The 20,842-nt window shown below is 45.7% G+C and carries 20 protein-coding genes; 13 read left to right on the forward strand and 7 right to left on the reverse strand.

Annotated features, from left to right (window positions below):
• Window positions 1-64 precede the first annotated feature (64 nt).
• Together QUA02_RS08580 and QUA02_RS08585 are read left to right on the forward strand one after the other, a co-directional pair.
• Window positions 65-2,482 (forward strand): glycosyltransferase family protein, encoded by a 2,418-nt coding sequence (locus QUA02_RS08580; protein ID WP_333026710.1) that lies wholly within the window; start codon window positions 65-67, stop codon window positions 2,480-2,482.
• Between the two features lie 302 nt (window positions 2,483-2,784).
• Window positions 2,785-3,675 (forward strand): glycosyltransferase family 2 protein, encoded by an 891-nt coding sequence (locus QUA02_RS08585; protein WP_333026712.1) that lies wholly within the window; start codon window positions 2,785-2,787, stop codon window positions 3,673-3,675.
• 400 nt (window positions 3,676-4,075) lie between these two features.
• On the opposite strand, the gene ribE is transcribed toward QUA02_RS08585, so the two are convergent.
• Window positions 4,076-4,789 carry a riboflavin synthase gene (ribE, locus tag QUA02_RS08590; RefSeq protein WP_333026714.1) on the reverse strand — a complete coding sequence of 238 codons (714 nt, stop codon included), beginning with the start codon at window positions 4,787-4,789 and terminating at the stop codon, window positions 4,076-4,078.
• 235 nt (window positions 4,790-5,024) lie between these two features.
• On the opposite strand from ribE, the gene QUA02_RS08595 reads away from it, so the two are divergent.
• The 8 genes from QUA02_RS08595 (at window position 5,025) to QUA02_RS08630 (ending at window position 13,676) form a co-directional block, all read left to right on the forward strand.
• Window positions 5,025-5,531, forward strand: a complete 507-nt coding sequence (locus tag QUA02_RS08595; RefSeq protein ID WP_333026715.1) for a bifunctional nuclease family protein — start codon at window positions 5,025-5,027, stop codon at window positions 5,529-5,531.
• Window positions 5,532-5,536: 5 nt separating this feature from the next.
• Window positions 5,537-6,667 carry an aldo/keto reductase gene (locus QUA02_RS08600; protein WP_333026716.1) on the forward strand — a complete coding sequence of 377 codons (1,131 nt, stop codon included), beginning with the start codon at window positions 5,537-5,539 and terminating at the stop codon, window positions 6,665-6,667.
• Window positions 6,668-7,258: 591 nt separating this feature from the next.
• Entirely contained in the window at window positions 7,259-10,471 is a 3,213-nt protein-coding gene (locus tag QUA02_RS08605) for a PAS domain-containing sensor histidine kinase (protein ID WP_333026717.1), read from the forward strand.
• A gap of 135 nt (window positions 10,472-10,606) precedes the next feature.
• A complete protein-coding gene (locus tag QUA02_RS08610) occupies window positions 10,607-11,134 on the forward strand; it encodes a hypothetical protein (RefSeq protein ID WP_333026718.1) in 528 nt (175 codons plus the stop codon).
• 92 nt (window positions 11,135-11,226) lie between these two features.
• The gene (locus QUA02_RS08615) at window positions 11,227-11,541 is read left to right on the forward strand and encodes a hypothetical protein (protein WP_333026719.1); all 315 of its coding nucleotides are present in this window, start codon (window positions 11,227-11,229) and stop codon (window positions 11,539-11,541) included.
• On the forward strand, window positions 11,538-11,672 hold the full coding sequence (locus QUA02_RS08620; protein WP_333026720.1) for a hypothetical protein: 135 nt from the start codon (window positions 11,538-11,540) through the stop codon (window positions 11,670-11,672). Before QUA02_RS08615 ends, QUA02_RS08620 begins: the two co-directional genes overlap by 4 nt.
• A 168-nt stretch (window positions 11,673-11,840) precedes the next feature.
• Window positions 11,841-12,788: a YwqG family protein gene (locus tag QUA02_RS08625; protein ID WP_333026721.1), complete on the forward strand. Its 948-nt coding sequence runs from the start codon at window positions 11,841-11,843 to the stop codon at window positions 12,786-12,788.
• Window positions 12,789-13,061: 273 nt separating this feature from the next.
• Window positions 13,062-13,676, forward strand: coding sequence for a hypothetical protein (locus QUA02_RS08630; RefSeq protein WP_333026723.1), 615 nt, complete (start codon window positions 13,062-13,064; stop codon window positions 13,674-13,676).
• A 76-nt stretch (window positions 13,677-13,752) separates the two neighbouring features.
• Here the strand turns inward: QUA02_RS08630 and QUA02_RS08635 are convergent, their stop codons facing one another.
• Together QUA02_RS08635 and QUA02_RS08640 are read right to left on the reverse strand one after the other, a co-directional pair.
• The gene (locus QUA02_RS08635; protein ID WP_333026775.1) at window positions 13,753-14,862 is read right to left on the reverse strand and encodes an extracellular solute-binding protein; all 1,110 of its coding nucleotides are present in this window, start codon (window positions 14,860-14,862) and stop codon (window positions 13,753-13,755) included.
• 174 nt (window positions 14,863-15,036) lie between these two features.
• On the reverse strand, window positions 15,037-15,159 hold the full coding sequence (locus QUA02_RS08640) for a hypothetical protein (RefSeq protein WP_333026724.1): 123 nt from the start codon (window positions 15,157-15,159) through the stop codon (window positions 15,037-15,039).
• A gap of 317 nt (window positions 15,160-15,476) precedes the next feature.
• Between QUA02_RS08640 and QUA02_RS08645 the strand changes: the two genes are divergently transcribed.
• The gene (locus QUA02_RS08645; protein WP_333026725.1) at window positions 15,477-16,031 is read left to right on the forward strand and encodes a hypothetical protein; all 555 of its coding nucleotides are present in this window, start codon (window positions 15,477-15,479) and stop codon (window positions 16,029-16,031) included.
• Window positions 16,032-16,317: 286 nt separating this feature from the next.
• On the opposite strand, the gene cobT is transcribed toward QUA02_RS08645, so the two are convergent.
• From cobT to QUA02_RS08665, 4 genes are all read right to left on the reverse strand, one after another.
• A complete protein-coding gene (gene cobT / locus QUA02_RS08650) occupies window positions 16,318-17,427 on the reverse strand; it encodes a nicotinate mononucleotide-dependent phosphoribosyltransferase CobT (protein ID WP_333026727.1) in 1,110 nt (369 codons plus the stop codon).
• A 130-nt stretch (window positions 17,428-17,557) separates the two neighbouring features.
• Window positions 17,558-18,313, reverse strand: a complete 756-nt coding sequence (locus QUA02_RS08655; RefSeq protein ID WP_333026728.1) for a DUF2232 domain-containing protein — start codon at window positions 18,311-18,313, stop codon at window positions 17,558-17,560.
• 182 nt (window positions 18,314-18,495) lie between these two features.
• Window positions 18,496-18,993 carry a universal stress protein gene (locus QUA02_RS08660; RefSeq protein ID WP_333026729.1) on the reverse strand — a complete coding sequence of 166 codons (498 nt, stop codon included), beginning with the start codon at window positions 18,991-18,993 and terminating at the stop codon, window positions 18,496-18,498.
• 85 nt (window positions 18,994-19,078) lie between these two features.
• Complete coding sequence (locus QUA02_RS08665; RefSeq protein WP_332985332.1) at window positions 19,079-19,789, reverse strand: Crp/Fnr family transcriptional regulator; 711 nt, start codon at window positions 19,787-19,789, stop codon at window positions 19,079-19,081.
• A gap of 262 nt (window positions 19,790-20,051) precedes the next feature.
• On the opposite strand from QUA02_RS08665, the gene QUA02_RS08670 reads away from it, so the two are divergent.
• Together QUA02_RS08670 and QUA02_RS08675 are read left to right on the forward strand one after the other, a co-directional pair.
• Window positions 20,052-20,363 (forward strand): hypothetical protein, encoded by a 312-nt coding sequence (locus tag QUA02_RS08670; RefSeq protein ID WP_333026731.1) that lies wholly within the window; start codon window positions 20,052-20,054, stop codon window positions 20,361-20,363.
• Between the two features lie 120 nt (window positions 20,364-20,483).
• Window positions 20,484-20,714, forward strand: a complete 231-nt coding sequence (locus QUA02_RS08675) for a hypothetical protein (RefSeq protein ID WP_333026732.1) — start codon at window positions 20,484-20,486, stop codon at window positions 20,712-20,714.
• The last annotated feature ends 128 nt before the right edge of the window (window positions 20,715-20,842 follow it).

Genomic DNA, 20,842 nt, shown 5'->3' on the forward strand with positions numbered 1-20,842 from the left:
GATGGGCTGGATTAATTTTTTTAGGGCGCGCGAATAGCCCGCCCCACGAGAAAATTTATGTTTTGTGGAACGGGCACGCAATCCCGTTGCTTTTCTTCGTTACCAGGCTCTTTCTGGTAACGAGGAAAAACCAATAAAAATGGGTAAATTGCAGCTTATGCTAATAGCGCAGCATTTGTGGGAATTAATTTTATTTCTGATTGTTGTAGTCGGCCCGATTCCCTTAAGCTTGTCTCTTGCCTTCGAGAATCAGAACGAAAACAGTAACTGTTCGTTTCCCCATTTTCTCCTCGTACTCCTGACGGGATGGAGCATTGCACAAGTTTGTACCGGCTTGATTTTAGGAAGTGCCGATCGACTAAATATTTCTGCGGTTATTATAGCTGAAATTCTGATTTGTGCGATCGGCGTAATCCTGCTTTATACAAAAAACCACAAAACTTTTACCTTCTCGCAATTGCCGATTCCCCGAATCAAGCAACCTCTGGGCCAATCCGAACGCCTCATTATTTTTGCCACCGCTGTTGCAGGGGTTTTGCTGTTGGACACTCTCGCAAGCAAACCCACAACCAATTATGATTCATTGTGGTTTCACCTACCTGCGATCGCCCGATGGTATCAAACCCATTCATTTACATTATTAGATGTCGCCGGAAATTGGATTTTTGAACACGAGCAAGCCCGAGTATATCCCTACAATTGGCACGTTTTGTCTGCTTTGTGTGTGCTCCCCTTCCGAGAAGACTTTCTCGCAGCTTGTCCCCTGCTAATTGCCTGGATACTTGAGGGAATTGCAGTCTATCTATTGAGCGTAAAATTTGGAGCCAGCCGAATTCATGGCATGGCAGCAGCATCTTTAGTATTGACAGTACCGATGGTGCTCAACCAAGTTAACACCATTCACCCAGACTTACCGCTAGCCGCAATATTTACAGTCGGTTTGTATCTAGGTTTATCCTATCATAGCAGCCGATCGCAATCCGAACTCTCCCTATTTTTAGCAGCCGCCGGAATGCTAGCCGGAATTAAAATCACCGGAATAGTCTATGCAGCCTCACTTTTAGCAGGATTAGCAATATTAGAAATTAAAAGATTCGCCCTTAATAAAAATTTCACACCAGCTAATTTTAAAATTCGCCGCTTTCTCAAACCCGTCTTGCTGTGCGGCATAGCTTGTTGCTTGCTTTTAGGAGGTTTTTGGTATGCGAGAAACTTGCTGCACATCAATTATCCTGTCGGCGAGGCCGGCGAGATCAAAATTCCCTTACAGCCTGTTCCCTTACCGTCTCCAGTACCACCGCCAACACCTACGGTACCGCCGTCGCCAACACCTCCGGTACAGCAGCCAACACCTACCCTACCTGCGCCGCCCGCTTCGCCACTTTTAAAGATTTGGCAAAGCACTTTAGCAGCTCAATTTAATCCCAGCAATATTTCCCACTGGCAAACTCTCGGCTTACAAATTATCATTAGATTGCAACTGCCATTTCTGGCGATCGCACTTCAGGTATTGGCAGCACCTCTGGCTTTGATCGAAGGTAAAACCAGAATAATCAATCAAAATAATATCATTTTAATTATACTTCTTGGCAGCACAGGAATTCTGTATTTAATTACACCTTACACTTCGGGTACTGCGGGAGAGTCGATCGGTCAACTCAGCCCTATACTCGGTTTTAACCTCAGATACGGATTTCCCTTCTTAAGCGTACTCGCCGTCGCCGCAGCAGCTACAGCAACTCTCTTGAGAACTCCAAATCTAGTTGTTCTGGCAGTGGTTTTGGTTAGTGGTTTGTTCGGAATTACTAGCAACACAATTTTTGATTATATTAAAAATGCTTCCTTCACCGGAGATAGTATTGTTTGGGGGAGTTTGTTGATTGACAATTTTAAGTCTAACCCCAGAGAAGCTATTAATAGTATCTGGAAAATATTAGCTCCGAGTTGGCAATATATATTACCAGATCCGATATTTTATCTTGTGTCAGTGACGCTGGCTGCGATATTGTGGAAAATTAATCCTGGCTTAGAATGGCTTAATCATCTATTTCCCACCCGCAAAAAATTCATTTACATAGTGATAATGGGTGTCTGTATAGGATTGATAGTAATTGGTCATTGGAGAGAAAAACGAGATTTTGCACGCACAGAGCTGTATCGCGGAATTTACGAGTATATTGATAAAAATACACTACCAGAGGAAAGAATAGGCTTCTTTTTGAGTTCCCGCAGCTACCTGTTTTACGGGAGAAATTTGGACAGACAAGTTTTATATGTGCCGTTTAGAGCCGATCGACTTTCGGCATGGATTGACAACCTCCGACAAAATAAAATTAGGACTGTGGGATTCGGGCCCCTGACTGAGACAGACGAATACACCAGACAAGCTTTATCTTGGCTGACAAGTGCCGAGGGCCCGCTGCAACCAGTTTTCGGGAAAGATTTTAATACTGAGTCGGTGTTGTATCGATTGAAAGAATAAAAGTTATTAGTTATAATTGACATATTTCACCATTCTCAAAAACAGGCAAGATGCCTGTTCCACAAAAATTAAATCGGGAGCATCCCAATTTGGTAAAAAGCGTTTTTTAGGAGTGCTCACGTCGTCCATAGCGAACGATCTAGCCGCGAGCGAGACGCTGGCACGCTATATCATTCAAATATATTATTCTGATGCAACCGTCCATGATATGAAAGCAAAAATGGGATGCTCCCATTAAATCTTCTTGTGGGGTGGGCGTCCCGCCCGCCCAAAAATACAATTTAGATGCGGAACAGCTTATAATGAACCAAGCTAAAACTCTATTTTCAATTATTGTTCCGACTTACAATCGTCCCGAGAAATTAGCCGCGTGTCTTCAGTCTTTTGTGGAACTGGAATATCCGCGCGATAAGTTTCAAGTGATTGTCGTCAACGACAGCACCGAAATCTCTGTAGAAACTACAATTTCCCCTTTTGAAAATCAGTTAAATATCACACTTCTGACACAACCAAACTCCGGCCCCGCAACGGCGCGAAATACTGGAGCTTTTGCAGCAGAAGGCAAATTTTTAGTATTTACAGACGATGACTGTACTGTGGGGGCAGATTGGCTGCAAAATCTGGAAAAGCGATTTGTGGAAACACCAGACTGTTTAATCGGAGGGCGAACTGTCAACGCGCTGCCGGATAACATCTATTCTACTGCCAGCCAGCAACTGATCGATTACCTTTACAGTTACTACAATGCTATTGCCGATCGCGCGCAATTTTTCACTTCTAACAATTTTGCCCTTCCCGCTGAGGCTTTCCAAAAAATCGGCGGGTTTGACACGACTTTTTCTTTAGCGGCTGGAGAAGACCGGGAATTTTGCGATCGGTGGTTGCATTCGGGCAATGCCGCAATCTACGCTCCCGAAGTTACAGTCTATCACTCCCACGCACTAACTCTTCGCAAATTTTGGCAACAGCAATTCAATTATGGTAGAGGTGCTTTTTTGTTTCAGCAAGTTATCTCGAAACGCGCGGCTAATGGGAAACTGCAACATCCGTCATTTTATCTAAATTTGCTAACTTATCCATTTTTCCACGCAGCGGGCATTCAAAAGCTATTAATTGCAGCATTGTTTTTAGTTTCTCAGGCTGGAATTGCTGCGGGATTGTTTTGGGAGAAAAACAATTTTGTTGGGGAATAGAATTTAATTCATGAACCGCTCTTGGCGCAGAGATAAAAATAATATCAATTCTGCAAAATAGCGCGGGGAGTTGGACACGGCAATGCCGTTTCCCTACGATTATTTTGGGTAGGGAAACGGCATTGCCGTGTCCTCCTTTGCTCGGACGAAAGTTTGTATATAGCAATCCTAAATGATTTGAAAAATAGTACGCGAGCAAGATGCTCGCACTACAAGGATTCTGATCTCGATCGATTTTGCGACTGATTTAGGACTGCTATATAGCAATCCTTGCAGGAGTCATAATTTTTTTACCCCACCCCAACCCTCCCCTTAGCAAGGGGAGGGAGTAAGAAATTCACAAATGATTTAGGATTGCTATAGTAGCGGTTTCAACCGCCGAGTTCGATCTTGGCTGCGATTAAATAAATCCGTGTTCGGCTAAAAATTCTGGTGTAATTGTTCCCAAACTGTTGATTGCAGGGGCTTCTTCCCAAGGTTCGGGATGGGATCTTGAGCCGCTGCGGAGAAATTTGGCGACATATTTGCCGAGAATATCTGCTTCTAAATTAACTAAACTTCCCGGTTGCAAATAACTGAGGTTTGTCTCACCAAAACTGTGGGGAATGACAGCAACTTCAAACCAGTTTCCGTCAGCATCGCAATCTGCCACGGTTAAGCTGATGCCGTTGACGGCGATGCTGCCCTTGGAAACGATGTAAGGTGCGATTTGGCGTTGCCATCCCGAATTTGCTGCTGGTGGGGCAGTAAACCGCATCTCCCAAGCGTTGGCGGTTTGGGTTGATGTCGCTAAAGCGCCGATCGCATCTACGTGCCCCGTCACAAAATGTCCCCCCAATTTGCTACCGGCGCGCAGGGAGGTTTCTAGGTTCACCCAAGCATCGGGGAATGCTCCCAAAGTAGTGCGGCGGAGGGTTTCTGGGGAAGCGACGGCCACAAAACCTTGCGGTAGAACTTCCACCACCGTCAAACAAACTCCATCCACGGCTACGCTGTCCCCAACGGCTAAATCTTGTAAAATCTGATAAGAGTTGCTTGAGGTGCAGGAAATTTGGAAGTAATCGTTGCCTAGCGACTTCAGCTTTCCGAGAGATTGAATCAGTCCTGTAAACATAAGTATTTTTCCTTAGTCGATCGCTTATTTAAATCAAACCACAACCACAAACCAGACACAGGAGCTTTTGCCCTCCCCTCTCCCCCCCAAGTCAATCTAAAATCTAAAATCTAAAATCGACAGTCCCCGATCGGTTGCAGATTCGGGCGAAGATCGAGTCATACTGGATTTAGGTGATCTTTATGTCCAAGTTCTCTACTGCCTTACAGTTTCTTAATTCTATGAGGCCGATCGAATGATTGAAATGAAAGTCGCTGGAATTGCCTTAGATGCAGCCACGCGCAGTCCTATTGTCCTGTTGAGAGACGCTACTGAGCGACGGGCTTTGCCTATTTATATCGGTCAGGAGCAGGCAAAGGCTATTATTAGCGCGATCGAAGGCCACAAGCCTCCTCGGCCCTTAACTCACGATCTGATGGTCAATTTCTTAGAGGCCTGGAGTCTTACCTTGGAGCGCATAGTTATTCACTCGCTGCAAGATAACACGTTCTATGCCGTGCTGATCGTCCGTCAGGGTGAAGTTAAAAAAGAGATCGATGCCCGACCTAGCGACGCGATCGCCCTGGCCCTGCGAACGAATAGCCCCATCTGGGTGATGGAAGAAGTCGTCGCCGATGCGTCGATACCGGTCGATCGAGATGCTGATGAAGCCGAACGCCGGGCATTCCGGGAATTTATCTCAAACCTCCGTCCAGAGGATTTGATCAAGAGAAGCGGCTTTAGCCCGGGCGAAACTTCCTAACATTTATGCGCTATCGACGGTTTGGCAAAACTAACTTGCACCTGTCCGTATTTTCCTTGGGAACCATGCGCTATTTGGCTTCTGAGGAAACTGCCGGTCAGACTGTACAAGAGGCTGTGTCTCAGGGAATCAATCACCTGGAAACAGCGGCGGGTTACGGTTGCAGCGAGGAATATCTCGGTGCGGCCATCTCGGCTGGTTTGTCTGTCGATCGATCGCGCCTCCACGTCACCACGAAAATTGCCCCGACGGAGGATGCTGCTGCAATGGAACGCTGCATCGACGCATCCCTCAAACGCCTGAATTTAGACTGTATCGACTGTCTGGCAATTCACGGTTTAAATACTTGGGAACATTTGGCGATGGTGCGATCGCCCGCAGGCTGCATGGAAGCTGTACGCAAAGCCCTCGCCGATGGTCGCATTCGGCACGTCGGCTTTTCGACTCACGGGCCTCTGGATCTGATTTTGGCTGCAATCAATACAGATTTGTTTGAATTTGTCAATCTGCATTACTACTATTTTTTTCAGCGCAACGCCCCGGCAATTGAACTCGCCAATCACAAAGATATGGGCGTTTTCATCATTTCCCCGGCAGACAAAGGAGGGCAACTCTACACGCCCCCGGAAACTCTCGCACAATTGTGCTCGCCTTTCTCGCCTTTAGAGTTGAACTATCGGTTTTTACTGAGCGATACTAGGATTGGGACTCTGAGTGTGGGGGCTGCAAATGCGACCGAATTAGAGCAACCTCTGAAATATTGCGATCGCGACTTTCCCCTCACCAACGCCGAAATCGCTGCGTTCGATCGGCTAGAATCGGCTATTGCAGGCAGTTTGAAAACCGACAAATGCAGCCAGTGCTATGCCTGTTTGCCTTGCCCGGAAAACATCAACATTCCCGAAGTATTGCGGCTTCGCAATCTCGCTGTCGGATGCGACATGATTGACTTTGGCAAATACCGCTATGCAATGTTTGAAAATGCCGGACACTGGTTTCCTGGCAGCAAAGGCAACCGCTGCACCGATTGCGGCGAATGTTTGCCCCGGTGTCCCGAAGAGTTAGACATCCCAACCTTGCTCAAAGATACTCACCAGCGACTGGGCGGTAAAGCAGGTAGGCGGTTGTGGGATTGAAAAAAAGGTGAAGCAGGGAAAAGGCGATCGAGCGTATATAAGTGTTGCAATAATTACGCTAAACTTTGTTTTAAGTAAATTTACGATACAGTCGATCGAAAAATTACCTAGTTTGGCGACTGTCTGCGGGCATTGGTGTCAACTTAACGTCTTATGTAGTACCAGTGTACTGTTCGAGTTCATAGTCTTCCCGATCCCCCCTAACCCCCCTTAAGAAAGGGGGGACAAGAGCGTCAAAGTCCCCCTTCTTAAGGGGGATTTAGGGGATCGAGACTCGGCTATAAACGAGAGATACAAAAGGTTTTAGTCTTAAGTTGACACCAATGTCCCCCTGTCGGCTCCCAACAAACTTTAAATAGGAGCCGACAGTATATGTAAAAACAACTAAATAACAAAATCTGGTTTGACAGCCAGAAACGCAGTTTATTTGAAAATACCCCAGTCATTTTATTGCTTAGTTAGGCCAGGGGAGGGCGAAGAATTTTATGATCAGCGATTAACCGAACTCGATCTAAAATCTAAAATCTAAATTGATGGCGTTCCCGATTAATTGATCGCCTGTCATCTATAACCGATTCAGCATCTACTACTATGGCTCAAACTCAGTTAAACGACAGCAAGCCAAATTGTCTGCAGCCCACTAAAGTTGCGACTTCCGAAAGATTTAAAGCAGTTATCAAGCCCTGTACCTACAACTTGTCCGTCACCAAAAAACAGCTAATTGGACTGCTGGCTTTACAAACAATCTTGCCAGTCGGACTAACGGGAGCAGCACTTTGGCTAACATCAGCAGTTGGAAGCAATCAACTGCAAAATCAAGCTAAATCAGAACTGAGCCTTAGTGAAATTAACTACAATCTCAAACTCGATCGCGCCGCTGACCGTTTGCAAAACTCCTCTGACAGCAAAACGATCGCCCAAACAGCTTTAGCTTACAACAGCGACAAAAACATATCAAATTTGCGAAAATCTGTCAAGCAAATTCTGGAAAGTCATGTCAAAACAGGAGCAATACACAGTGCAGCTTTAGTGGGGAAAGATGGGAAGATAATTGTTAGCGTTAATCTCAACCAGGAAGGACAAAATTTTAATCCTCGCAACCTAGCATATCAAGAATTAGCAAAAAAAGATCCAATTATGGCCAGCAAAATTCTGGCTAAATCGGAAAATCAGAAACAATTGCCAACTTTGCAACCGGAATTGAGCGAACGTGTCCTTGTGAATTATGCAGAAATTCCCGTAAAAAACCCAAAAAATCAGACTGTTATTGCTGCTTTATTTCTAGGAACAAATCTGAGCAAAATCCCGATGGTTGCCAGTAGCGAAACCGTCAATTCACTCCTCGGATTTTACGCTATTTATGCACCGCTTAATGAGGGCAAATATGTCTTGGTAAGCGGACAAAGTGTTACGAAAAATCAACTGTTGCCAGACTTAAAGTGGATAGACAGATCGCTACTGAGATCTGCACGCGCCGCCGATGGCAAACCAGTTGCCCAGCAAATACAAATAGGCAATCAAACTTATACAGTAGCAGCAAAATCCCTGGAGAATCTAGCCGGAAAACCCGCTGTAATTTTAGTGCGGGGCATCCCCAAAACCTCGATCGAAACTTGGTGGGGCAACAACTGGCTGCTGGCACTGTCTGCTGCTGCCGTTTTCCCCTTCGCCTTGGCGGTTGCAGTCACCCGCCGGATTGCCAAACCCGCTAACTCAGATTTATCAACAGCAGGCGGGAATTGGCCATCTAACTCCACCGCCGAACCGCAGCAGCGATCCCAGAATTTGGATCTAATTTATGACAATTTAAATTTCGGCGAATTTCCCGATTTATTTCCCAAAAAATCGAGTTTAAACGGTAAATTAGCGGTAGATTTTCGCTATAAAAAATTTGCGGGCGATCTGGCGATCGCAAATCCCCAGATCCCGCTAACTTTCCAACCCCTAGAATTGCCCGCAAACTCCGTCTCAAAGCAGTCGCGGACGGCAAATACAGAACTAGAAAAAAGCGCGATCGCCTTAAATCAAGTCCAGGAAGCTTGGCAAGACTTAAATCGCCTCAACTTGGAATTGCAGCCAGAAATACTCGATCGCCAAAACACTCAAAAAGCCCTGCGAAAGAGCGAAGCACTGCTGCAAGCGATTTTAGACAACTCAACAGCAGTGATTTACATCAAAGATGTTGACGGAAAATACCTGCTCACCAACCGCCATTTCGACAATTTGTTCGACATCGCAAAAGAGCAAATAACAGGCAAAACCGACGGCGATATTTTTCCCGAAGATAAAGCAGCAGCCTTGCGAGAAAATGACCTGAAAGTTATCGAATCTTCCTCGCCCCTAACCCTCGAAGAAATTATCCCTCAAGACGACGGCCCGCACACTTATATTTCTCTGAAATTTCCCCTCTGCAACTCCGAAGGTCAAGCTTATGCAGTCGGTACAATTTCTACAGACGTGAGCGATCGCAAACTTGCCGAACTCACCCTAGAAAAAGCCAAAGCAGAACTAGAAATAGAAGTCGAACAGCGCACCCTATACCTCCAACAAGCCAACGAACTTTTGCAGTTTGAACTCGCCGCCAAAGTCCGCGGCGCTATCGCTGTCAGACAAATGACTGCTCAGGTAGCCCGACACGCCAGAACAGTTGACGGGATTCTCGGCGCTTCTCTTGACCTAATTTTTCTAGTCGATCGATCGGGAAAATACACTTATGTCAGCCGCACCGCCGCTCAAGCAGCCGGCATGAATCCCAGAGAAATGATCGGCAAAACCTGGCAGGAATTAGGCTGGTCGCCAACAATTATGCAGCGGGTTCACGAAGAATGCGACGCCATATTTGCCACAGCCGAGCCCGTGAAAGGCGAAGTAATCGTCCCCACGGCAAGCTGGGGAACCCGCGACTACGAGTACATTCTCAGCCCGCATTGTGCGACAGACGGCAGCGTCGAAGCGGTGGTGGCGACGCTGCGGGATATCACGGATCGCAAAGACGCTGAGGAAGCGTGGCAGTTGGCAAAAGAAGCCGCAGAACTCGCCAACCGCGCCAAGAGCGCTTTTCTGGCAAACATGAGCCACGAGTTGCGGACTCCCCTGAACGCGATTATCGGCTACAGCGATATGCTGGTGGAAGATGCCGAAGAGTTGGGCAACTTAGAGGTTGTCTCGGATTTAGACAAAATTCGCACTGCTGGGAAACATTTGCTGCGACTGATTGACGACATTCTCGACATTTCCAAAATTGAAGCTGACAAGATGGAGATTTACCTCGAAAGCTTCGATGTCGGCGGCTTAATCGAGGAGGTGGTAACAACCATCAAACCGCTAATGGATAAAAACGGCAATACTTTGCAAGTATTGAGTTCTGACAATATCGGCGCTATGCACGGCGATTTGATGAAAGTGCGGCAGGTAATTCTGAATTTGCTCAGCAATGCTGCTAAATTTTCGGCTAATGGGGCGATCGCACTTACTGTCGAAAGAATTACCAGCGAAGAATTAAAAAATAAGTATCAACCCAGAGTTGCTCAAATGTTAATTTTGGATGCAGAATTTTTAATTTTCCGAGTGACGGACACGGGCATCGGCATGACACCAGAGCAGCAAGAGCGACTGTTCCAACCTTTTACTCAAGCCGACAATTCAACTACTCGCAAGTACGGCGGTACTGGTTTGGGACTGACTATCAGCCAGCGTTTCTGTCAGATGATGGGCGGCGATATTGAAGTTACTAGCGAGTTAAATTGCGGTTCTACTTTTACTGCTTGTCTGCCTGCTTCATTGTTTAGGCGATCGGAATTTTAACAACAATTGTGCCGGTTCGCAGTAAGAACTTCAGTCCTCAAAATTTCCTGAGCACTAAATTCCTCACTACAAACCGATTTTACAGGACTCGATATTAACAGATAACTTTTGTACAAAACCGGCCCTTGTTAATTTATGAATTACCACAACTTTCCCTACAAAAATCAAGTTTTCCGTCGCAGGCACGGCATTTTGACAAAAAGTTTATTTTTGTTCCCGATCGCCTGTTATGCGTGCCTCGGAGCCTTGCTGTGGGGACAATCTGCGGCTTTTTCCCAGCAGCCGGCTTGCCCGACTGGCAACGCTGCTAATTTACCGTCGCCCCCGCTTTCGCAAACCGAAAAAAGCGTGCCGAGTCTGTGGTTAGCTCAAAAACAGTTTGGCGGAAAATTGCTCGATCGCTGGTTTGTCGATCCCGGCAATACTTGGGTAATTATCATAGTTAACCGCCAACTTTGGAGTTTGCTCGATTATATGGAACGCTATCAGTTTGTTAACCGCTTTGGCACTGTCGCCAGCGAATACGGTTACAATGTGCGAGTTTGCAACCGTCAAGGGACAGCTTTGGCGGTTTATTCGTGCAAGGGCGATCGGCTAAGCTGTAAAATAGATTTAGAATCTCTGTCAAATCCCGGTCTCCGAGGCAAAATCAAAGGCTTTTAGTAGGGTGCGCCAGCAGCGAGTAATTTGATGAATAATCGATAAATCAAGAGCTGACGCACCCACATTTTAGCTAACAAAATAACAGACAAAAAATGGCACTTCCTAAAAAAGCTTCACGCAGTATCACCATAAACGGGCAAAAATATCGTTGGCTTATTTCACGCGACGATTACGGCATTGGTTTGTACGTAGAGTTATATGAGAATCCTGCTCAAAAATTGACGACTGGTTTTTCTGATGATTATCAAGCTATTACGCCTGTGCTGGTACGTGAGGTAATTCTCCATGCCTTAGCACAAGGATACACGCCTCACAAAAAAGGTCAGGATTTTTGTTTACCTGAAAATTCACCCTTAGTAGTAGTTGAGAATGTAAAAGCTGACGCACCATACAGGTACAACTGGTGACTGACGAACCCTACGTTTTAAGGTGCGTCAGTTTTGATGATTTTCTCGGCGCTTTTGGGCTGGTGACTGACGCACCCTACATTTTAACTTTTCACTACTTGCCGAATTTCTTGCCAGAGCGATCGGCTTAGTTGTCGCATTGATTTAGAATCTCTCTCAAATCCGCGTCTCCGAGGAAAGTTGAAAGGGTTTTAGTAGGGTGCGTCATCTGCGAGTTATTTGATGTATAATGGATAAATCAAGAGCTGACGCACCGTGCATTTGAGCTGATAAATGCGGTTTGTAATACGTAGAAAAAAATGAAAACAAACCTTGAGCTTCCTGCTGAATTAGAACCTTTTCGCCAAGAAATTGAAAGTTCAGAAAAGCCTGTTATCAAAATCACTTACGAACGAAAGGCGACTGATTTCTGGTCAAGCAAATTTGGCGGAGTGCCTTACTTGCCGAAAGGTTACGATTTTCCCAAAGATAGTGATGGAAAATATATGCACCTTTTGGCACAACTCAATTTTGAGGAAATCTTTGCCCAAGTGCCATATTTAGCGCCTTTCCCCAAAAAAGGAATTTTGCAATTTTATATTAGTAACAATCTAGGTTGCTATGGAATGGATACAGAGAACTTGGACAATCAAAAAGATTTCAAAGTATTGTACTTTTCAGAATTTGACAGAAATAATTGTCAAACAGATTTTGCTTTTTTGTTGGATATCAATAATGAGAGCTATTCAACTTTAAACAATCAAAGATTTAGTGCCTTGCAATTGGTTGACGAAAATAATTGTCCGATTGAGATTGATAATCCTTTTAGTGAGCATATTTTTGAGCGTGATTATTTACCTTTAAAGCACCAATATGTGAATAATTATCAAGAATGTTTGGCTTTACAGTTTAGTCATGACAATGAGGGCGTTTGCCCAGAAGACTATCAAATTAATAACATTTTTGAAGAACAAAAAGTTAAACAATTATGGGAGGTAATGAGTGCAGATAATTACAAATTATTTGATTGGTATTATGCTAATATATACGAGATTCACCATAAAATAGGGGGATACGGCTATTTTACGCAAACTGATCCTCGTGAGGATAGTCCGCAATACAAAGACCATAAAGTTGTACTCTTACACATGATTAGTGATGATGAGATTTGTTGGGGTGATTGTGGAGTAGGTAACTTTTTGATTCGTGCTGAGGACTTAGAAAATTTAGATTTTTCTCAGGTGATTTATAATTACGATTGTTCTTAAAATTAAAATACTAACACTTTCCGCCCCTGCTGTTTTGTTTGTTATTTCACTGCCGTTGGTTGCTTTGCTACACACACAAGGCTGGTGACTGACGAACCCTACGGTTAAAGGTGCGTCAGTTTTGATGATTTTATCGGCGCTTTTGGGCTGGTGACTGACGCACCCTACATTTTAACTCAAAGGATTTTAGTAGGGTTCGCGGTTGCGCTTCAGCGCTCGGGGTTTGTTGTTGCGCTTCAGCGCTCAGGGTTCAAAGTAAGAAATGTAAGTTAAATGGCGCATTTTAAAGTATTGGTTATTTTACCTCCCGATACAAGCAACGCAGAAGAAAAAGTAAGAAACCTGCTTAGTCCTTACTACTCTGAATTAGGCGTTGAACCATACAAAGAGTATCTAGATATAGCAGCAGTTGAAAAAGAAGTAAAACGTTTATCCACTCTCCCGAAGGAAAGCATTCAAAAATTAGCAGAAGATATGGAGGTTTCAAGTGAGGATTTAGAAGAGATAGCCAAGCTCAATTTGGATTGGTATGAAGATGAGTCAGCAGGAGCTGATGAATATGGTTTCTACCGAATGACAACTATTAATCCTCAAGGAAAATGGGATTGGTACAGCTTTATTGAAGCTGAACCCAGAGAATCTGCAACACCTATTCGCTACCCATGTCAGGTAGTAGAGCTACCTGAAGTAGTTCCTTATGCTCTTGTAACGCCTGATGGTCAGTGGTATGAGGTGGGTGGAGAAGTAAGCGTGCAGGCTTTCATGAGAATTTATTTAAACTGTGATGTAAACATGAGCGAAGCAGAAGTAAACTGGAACCTCAAAGTTCAGGAAACTCTTGCTTGCTATCCAGATTGCCTTGCTGTTGGTCTAAATTGTCACCTATAGTGATGCAATATCCTCCAGCATTGATGCAAATAGTAAGAATCGTTAAGCACAAAAATCCCGGTAAATAAATTCAATTTTAACTTGGAACTACTTGCCGAATGTCTTGCCAGAGCGATCGATATTGCTGAATCCCCGCATCCCCAAAAGGCAGCAGAAAGTCGCTAGCAGCAAGAATCTTAGCATCCGGCAACAACACAGAATTATTGCGAACATCGGCAGGCAAATCCTCGGGTTTCATGCCGACAATTATCGGCGAACTAGCCTTAGCCAGCAAAGATAATTGAGGAGCAATCCGAGGCTGCAAGCAAAAATCAATCCATTTTTCCACTAAAGAAACTGGATTCCCCGATGCTGGTTCTACCCACAAATCAGTCCAAAGTGCAGTTCCCGAAACCGGAATTACTAAAGCAATATCCTTTTCAGTTTGCAGCAGCGGCAGCAAGTCGCCAGAGGAACCTACTGCCAACCAAGTATCGCCTAAAATCAATGGTTGCAGGTAAGCGTCGGAACTGTAAAATTTAACTTGTCGGTGCAGATTTGCGAGTTCTTTTTTAAGATTCGGGACTCGATCTAATTGCTGCGTATTGTAAGATTTTCCGAGTTTTTTTAATGTTAAACCGATAACTTCTCTAGCACTGTCCGGCAAAGAAATTCGATCGCGCAATTCGACTCGCCACAAGTCACTCCAATCTGTGGGAGTCCACCCCAAAGACTTGAATTTATCTGTTCGATAGGCAATTACTGTACTTCCCCAGCGGTAGGGTGCGCCCCAAATTTTACCTTTAGGATCTAATTGACCGTCATCGTTGCGCCTGACAAGTTTTTGCCATCTTTCGGGCAATTGTACCCAATTAGCAAACTTAGCAGGATCGATCGGCTGAATCAATTTTTGCCGAATTGCCAAAGTCAGCCAGTAATCTCCCAACATCACCAAGTCAGCTTGATTTTTTGATTTGGGAACCCGTTTCCACTCCTGCAACAGGGCGAATAATTCTTTTAATTGTGCTTCTTGCGTTACCTGCAAAAGCGGAGACGGTTGTAAATCGCGGCTAAATTTGCTTGCCAGTTGGGCCGGAATACCGTTTTTGAGCGATCGAATTTTGAGAATGGGCTTCGAGCCGCACCCTGCCGCCAATTGACTTAAAGTTAGGGTGGCGGCCCCCAATAGCAAAGACCTTCGTTTCACCTGTGAATCCGCTTTTCTAATTATTGACCGATCGTCCATGTGTTCGGAGGCCCGGGAAATAATTGTTTGTCGAGTCCGGTAGTTGGCGCCGATTTGTCTTATTTCTTCCTCAAACACAGAGCCATTGTACTCGGTTCTGCTGCGCTGTGAGTCTGTTTTGCTCTTGCCCTGATTTTACCTTCTAGCTTGTCGATCGAGCTTTCCGATGCCGACAACTCCGTCAACTTCACGCCTGATTTGTCTGCGAAAAGTTCTTTTGGGCGAATTTCCCTCGCCAGCCGGGTCGATCGATTGCATCTGTGTTACATTTTTTAATATAACGAAACAAGGAGAGTGTTGCCCTCTGCCACTGGATGACGCTTTTTACACCAGCGAAGTGAAAAATCCTTTTTAAATCCGCGACAGCTTAATAACTAAAAATCCACTATTGTGAATCCTGAAAGCGCTGGCTAGAGCGAAGTCAATCTAATAGGACGCTCCGCGTTCCGACTCTCAGAAACCTGATGTTTTAACTCTGATTGAAAGTTTGAACGAAGTATGGGGGTTAAAAAACTAGCTTCCTGCATCCAAGACTATCTAAAACCTAAAATCTCAAATCTCAAATCGACTCACGAATGGCGATCGATTATCTTCAGCTTGGCTTCCTAAATCTACCGTCAGGATTGGGAACACAACAATTACGTCAAAAATTAAATAATTTAGTGATAAATCGCAGTTATGTAAAGATTTACCTTATATGTAAAGATATAAGTTACGAGCCAAAGGATGATTGTATGGAAGCGCTCCACCAGCAAGTTACATTATTGACGCAACAAGTCGATGCCCTTTACAAACTCATAGAAAACCTCAGTGAAAAGCTATTGGAGTCCGCCCAGGAGACGAAGCTGACCCAGCAAAGAAACGACTGCTCTGGAACGGTAGGAAATGACAAAACCTCGCCATATCAAAGCTACAGCAGTCTCGACGGGCTCCTCGATCACAAGGACATACTGTTAGATGACAGCTATTTCGACAAGAATTCTCAAAGCCTGGAAAAAGAGCTGAGCGCAGATATTCAAATCCAGCGCCTAACAGCTCAGCTAACAGCGGCTTACAATCGAATTGCTGCCTTGGAAGAACAGTTGCTATCCAAAAGAATGCACTCGCAACAGGTAGGCGGGTCTAATTAAATACTGCTAGAGGCGATCGGGCATTAATCGCAGAAAAAATACAAGTTGCGTTGATTTCTGCTCGTCTACTTATAGAGTCGTTAAGTTGAGTTTTTTGTCTCGCGCAATTAGTATGGGAATAGCATATTAAGGCGATATTTTGTCTAGAAATAGCAATGCTCTTTCTTTGGTGAACAAGATTTTTTTATGAACCGCAGAGGGCGCTCTTGACGCAGAGAGAGAGAGAGAAGAAAGAGCAGAAAGAGAGAAGTTCGCAAATCCGGCATTGATTGCTATAACTACCTACTTAATGTTTAATTTCACACCTGCGCCGTGCTAAAGCTTCAACAGCTTGGAGGAGTTGAGTGGGAGTCCAATTTGCAGCTAGCCCGCTGGCGATCGCACACGCTCCGGCACCGACACCTTCCTTAACATATCCGCGATCGTAAGCTTGCAGTTGCCCGTAGCGAGATCCAGCAAAACTTAGCTGCGCGGCCAACAAAGGCACACCGCCGATCTCTTTAGCGAGTCCTACAGTGTCTCCTGTAGGGTCTTCTGCTACCCAGCGCGTAGTCCCCACCGCAACTTGTTCGGGACGCCATAACAGAGCATATTCCCTGGCTAAGGCTTGGATCAAAGCGTATACTGCCAGCATTTGCGTGCCCCCGGCTAGGAGCACCCCGCAAGTCCGACTCGCGGCGATCGCCATTCCCGCCACCGCTATTTGCATCGGATCGCCCACCGCCGCCACCAATGCCAGGGGAGTGCTGTTTTGTCCGCCAATTTCCCACTCAGCATTATTGAGTCCCGCTGTCACCGCAGCCAATTTTTGAGCGTGATTGCAGCGAGGATGAGAACTGTTAACTTTGCCCGCCGCTGCAATACCCAAACCCATTAACACGCCCAAAGCAGTAGTTGTTCCCCCAACTACGCACTCCCCTAAAATTAAATAGCTGCCATTAGTTTGAGCGGCCAATTTAGCTCCCCAAATTAATCCTTGTTCGAGCAAATGTTTGACGGTTTCGAGTTCTAAAGCATTCCCAGAAATCACACATTTTGCCGCAGTCCCGCCCAAATCAATTGCAGGTACCGGAGGTGGGAGGGGCAAACCAGCATTAAATAGGTAAAGGGGAATTTCCAAAGCTTCGACTACAGCGCGAGATATCAGTACCGGCGAGGCACCCGCTTCAAGGGGCGGCAAAGGATATTGGGGCGACGGTTGGGGGCCGTTATACAAGAATTCTGCATCGGCCAAACAAGTAAATTGTCGATCGTGCGGGGTTGCTCCTGCTGCTGAAATCCCCGGAATTAAGCCTGTAGCGGTAAATCCTAACACGCAGGCAAATATCGCTTTTCGTCCCCGATAGCGATCGAGCCACCGCTGACCCTGTTCGATTTCTGTATAAATATGAATCATAATTAGTTATTAGTCAGTTGTCAGTTGTTAGTTGTTAGTTGTTAGTTGTTAGTTGTTAGTTGACTGCCAACTGCCAACTGCCAACTGCCAACTGCCAACTGCCAACTGCCAACTGCCAACTGCCCAATAACTACTCTTCATAATCGATCAAAACTTGCACCCAGCTTGGCGGCCGCGGAATCGGATTTCCCAAACGATCTAATAGCAGTAAAGCTACTAAATGCACTACAAATAAATAGACAATATTGTTAACCAAAATCATCCCGGCGGCGATCGCCCCAATTGTGTTCAAACTCGGTACATTAAGCCAGCCCAGCTTCACAAAAACCCATTCCACCATCTCTGTTACCTGGGCGGTGACGTAAACCCAGAGGTCTTGACCCACCAAAGCTGACAGCAGCCAAAACCGAAAAAAGAAGCCGACAGTACCAATTAGCGCGCCCAAACTAATAGAGACAGACCAACTCGCTTTGCGCCTCCAAAGTCCTCCCAGCACAACTCCCATAATTCCAAAAGGCATCACGTACAAAATGCTGCGCGTCGGGCCCATGAGTACCGACAGCAGCAAACCCGAAACCAAAGCTGCCATCCAAGCAGCCCGGTTGCCCCAGCGCAGGTAAACCAGGGCGATCGGTATCGGGAAAAAAACCCGCAGCAAAGGCCCCAGCGGAAAGTAATAATTTACCAGCCAAATCAAGCTAGCTGTACTTGCCAAAAATGCCGTTTCTACGAGCCTCAAAGGCGCTTCCCCAGAGGCGCGCGTTCCCTTATCGGGATTTGGGCGATCGCCTGCCAAATCTGAAATAGTGCCAGTTTCCGGCTCGTTATTTGTACTGGGTGAACTGCCCGAATTAGACGCGGCATCTGCTGACAAAAAATCACTCATCCGATTTTAGATTTTAGATTTTAGATTTTAGATTTTACGGGACTTGCGCGCTATACGGCTGATTCCCGGTTTCACTGTTTGGATGCCTCGCCGCCACATCTAATTGCTCATAGAAACCGGGTTTAGGTACGAACGCAAGTCTTATTTTAGATGGATTTTCTCAGCCAAAATTTTCAGCAGCATCATTTTTCGGTTTTCACTTCCTGAATTACAAAAACCGAACAAGATGCGTGGTGAACGACATAATTGCTGACGCTGCCGAGGAAAGCTTCTGTGAACCCCGTGCGGCCGCGCCTGCCCAATACTATTAAATCTGCGCCCCAATTTTGGGCGGATTCACAGATAGAATGTCCCGCATCGCCGTCCGTTTTGCAGTCAAATTCCACCTGCAATCCTTGTTTTGCTGCGGCATCGCAGTAATTTTGTAGCAAACCCGAAGCGTGTTTTGCGTCCCTTTCCAGCCGCAAACGTTGAGCTTGATAAGCTTGATCCATTAACTCGACATTCATGCCCAAATCTACCGGAATTGGTACTGCCGTCTCGCCCAGCGAGCTGACAGTAACGCAGTGAAATAGCATCATCAGGGCCCGATCGCCCAGAGCTAATTCTAAAGCTTGACTGAAGACGCGGTGGCCGAGTTCAGAATCATCTACGGCGGCGAAAATTTTCTTAAAACTCACAGCTTTACCTCCTGCGGGAAATCATCATTAGTAGTTAACAGAGAGTGCTTTTGAATCTCATTCAAATTAGCAATTTCTGATACTTCTAGACTAACAGACGCTCTAAGGCGTGCAGGTCGGGAATGCACAAAACGTCACGTTCGCGCTGAATAGTTCCTTTTTTTTCCAGCTTGCTGAGCACTCGCGTTACTGTTTCCCGAGCCAGCCCGCTGAGGCTGCTCAATTCTCTGTGCGGCAGGTTGGGAATTTCTGTACCTCCTGTTACCATGATTTTCCCTTGCCCCTCGGCCAAAAATAATAGAATATCTGCTACTCGCGAGGTACTGTCCGACTCTCGCAAACGCAGGCGGCGGTTGACTTGTCGCAGGCGGCGGGCCATCAGTTGAGCTAGCCGAATGCCTGCTAGCGGCTCGGTATGAATGAGCTGCACAAAATCCTGAGATGGCATATTGCCGATCAGTGTTGGGGCTAGGGTGATGACATCTGTCGATCGCGGTGCTTCTTCGATCGCGGACATTTCCCCGAACAGTTCTCCTTTCCCTAAAATATTCAGTGTTACTTCTTTTCCGTCTAGGTTGTAGGTGCGAATTTTCACCCAACCATCCAATATAAAATACACTGATGTTCCCCAGTCATTTTCCAGTAAAATCACTTGATTTGACGGATGACTGCGGGTAACAATGTGGAGAGTTGCTCTCTCGATTACAGGATCGGGCAAGCCTGCAAAAAAAGGAGTAGAAACTATCAATTGATTTATATTGGAATTCGGATCTCGGGTGTTAAAGCGGTCTTCCATGAGGCCATCATTTTAATTTATGCGCTTGAGCTGCGCTGGGCAGTTAGAAATAGCTTGCAGCCGAGTCATTTGATTTCAGATTCAAGATTTGAGAAACAAGTATCTAAAATCGGTAATTTTACCTCTAAAGTTTTGCGGTCAAAGGTCGAATATGGGAATTATATAGTCTCAGGCTCTGATTGCGAGCTCGAAACCAAACACCATACCATAATTTTTTAGATACATACCACTGAGCAAATTTTATTAACAAAAATTTAGCAACGTGGCAAGCTCCTTTGCCGATCGAATTACCTTTGAAAGCACTTCGTTTACAAAGTTTAACACTGCTGAGAGATTTGTTGTCAGCCGGCTCCTGGGTCGATCGGCACAATCCACGACGCTCACAAGTCGGCAAGCACCGCAGACAGATCCCAAATCCGACTGCAACTGCCGCCGAACCTGTCAAATGTCAGCACTATCAGGAAAATCCACAGCCGTTCCGAGCCCTTCGGTTGGCGCTCGTAGCGAGGGAAACCCACGCAGTTCCCACCAACCTTTTCTGCTACCCCGAGATTACTGTACCATTAATCTCTAGCCATGAACACAGATAAAAGGCTACTATAAAAGGTTGGTCAAATCGACGGCACGGGGACAATCCCGAATCCCGGTATCCCGAGTCGCAAATTGTTTGAGGTTTTTTCCAAGTCTGTGAAACATGAAGAGAGAGCGGCGCGCCGCCACGCTAGCCAAACTCGGGGTGACGGGTGTACGGCAGGCCGTTCAAGCGGGTGGGGGGCATTCATTTCGTGCGATCGCAGCTATAGCGAGCAGGAAGCGACCTCCCGCCCGGGAAACAGGAAAGCAGGCGCAGAATTTGACAGCACTTGCAGTTGATAGAAGCGGGCATTTGGTGCGGAAGTACCGACTAACCTATCATAGGCAATAGAAGTCATCCGAAGACAAAAGGTTAATTAAGAGTTGTCAGAAAATATTAGTGAATTATTGACGGACTCGCATTCAGATTACTCTATCTATTGGCATCGCTGCCGCCTGACTTCAGTCTTTTTTCGGTAA

It is taken from the genome of Microcoleus pseudofavosus SVA1_A4 (assembly GCF_036700565.1).
Lineage (GTDB): Bacteria > Cyanobacteriota > Cyanobacteriia > Cyanobacteriales > Microcoleaceae > Microcoleus.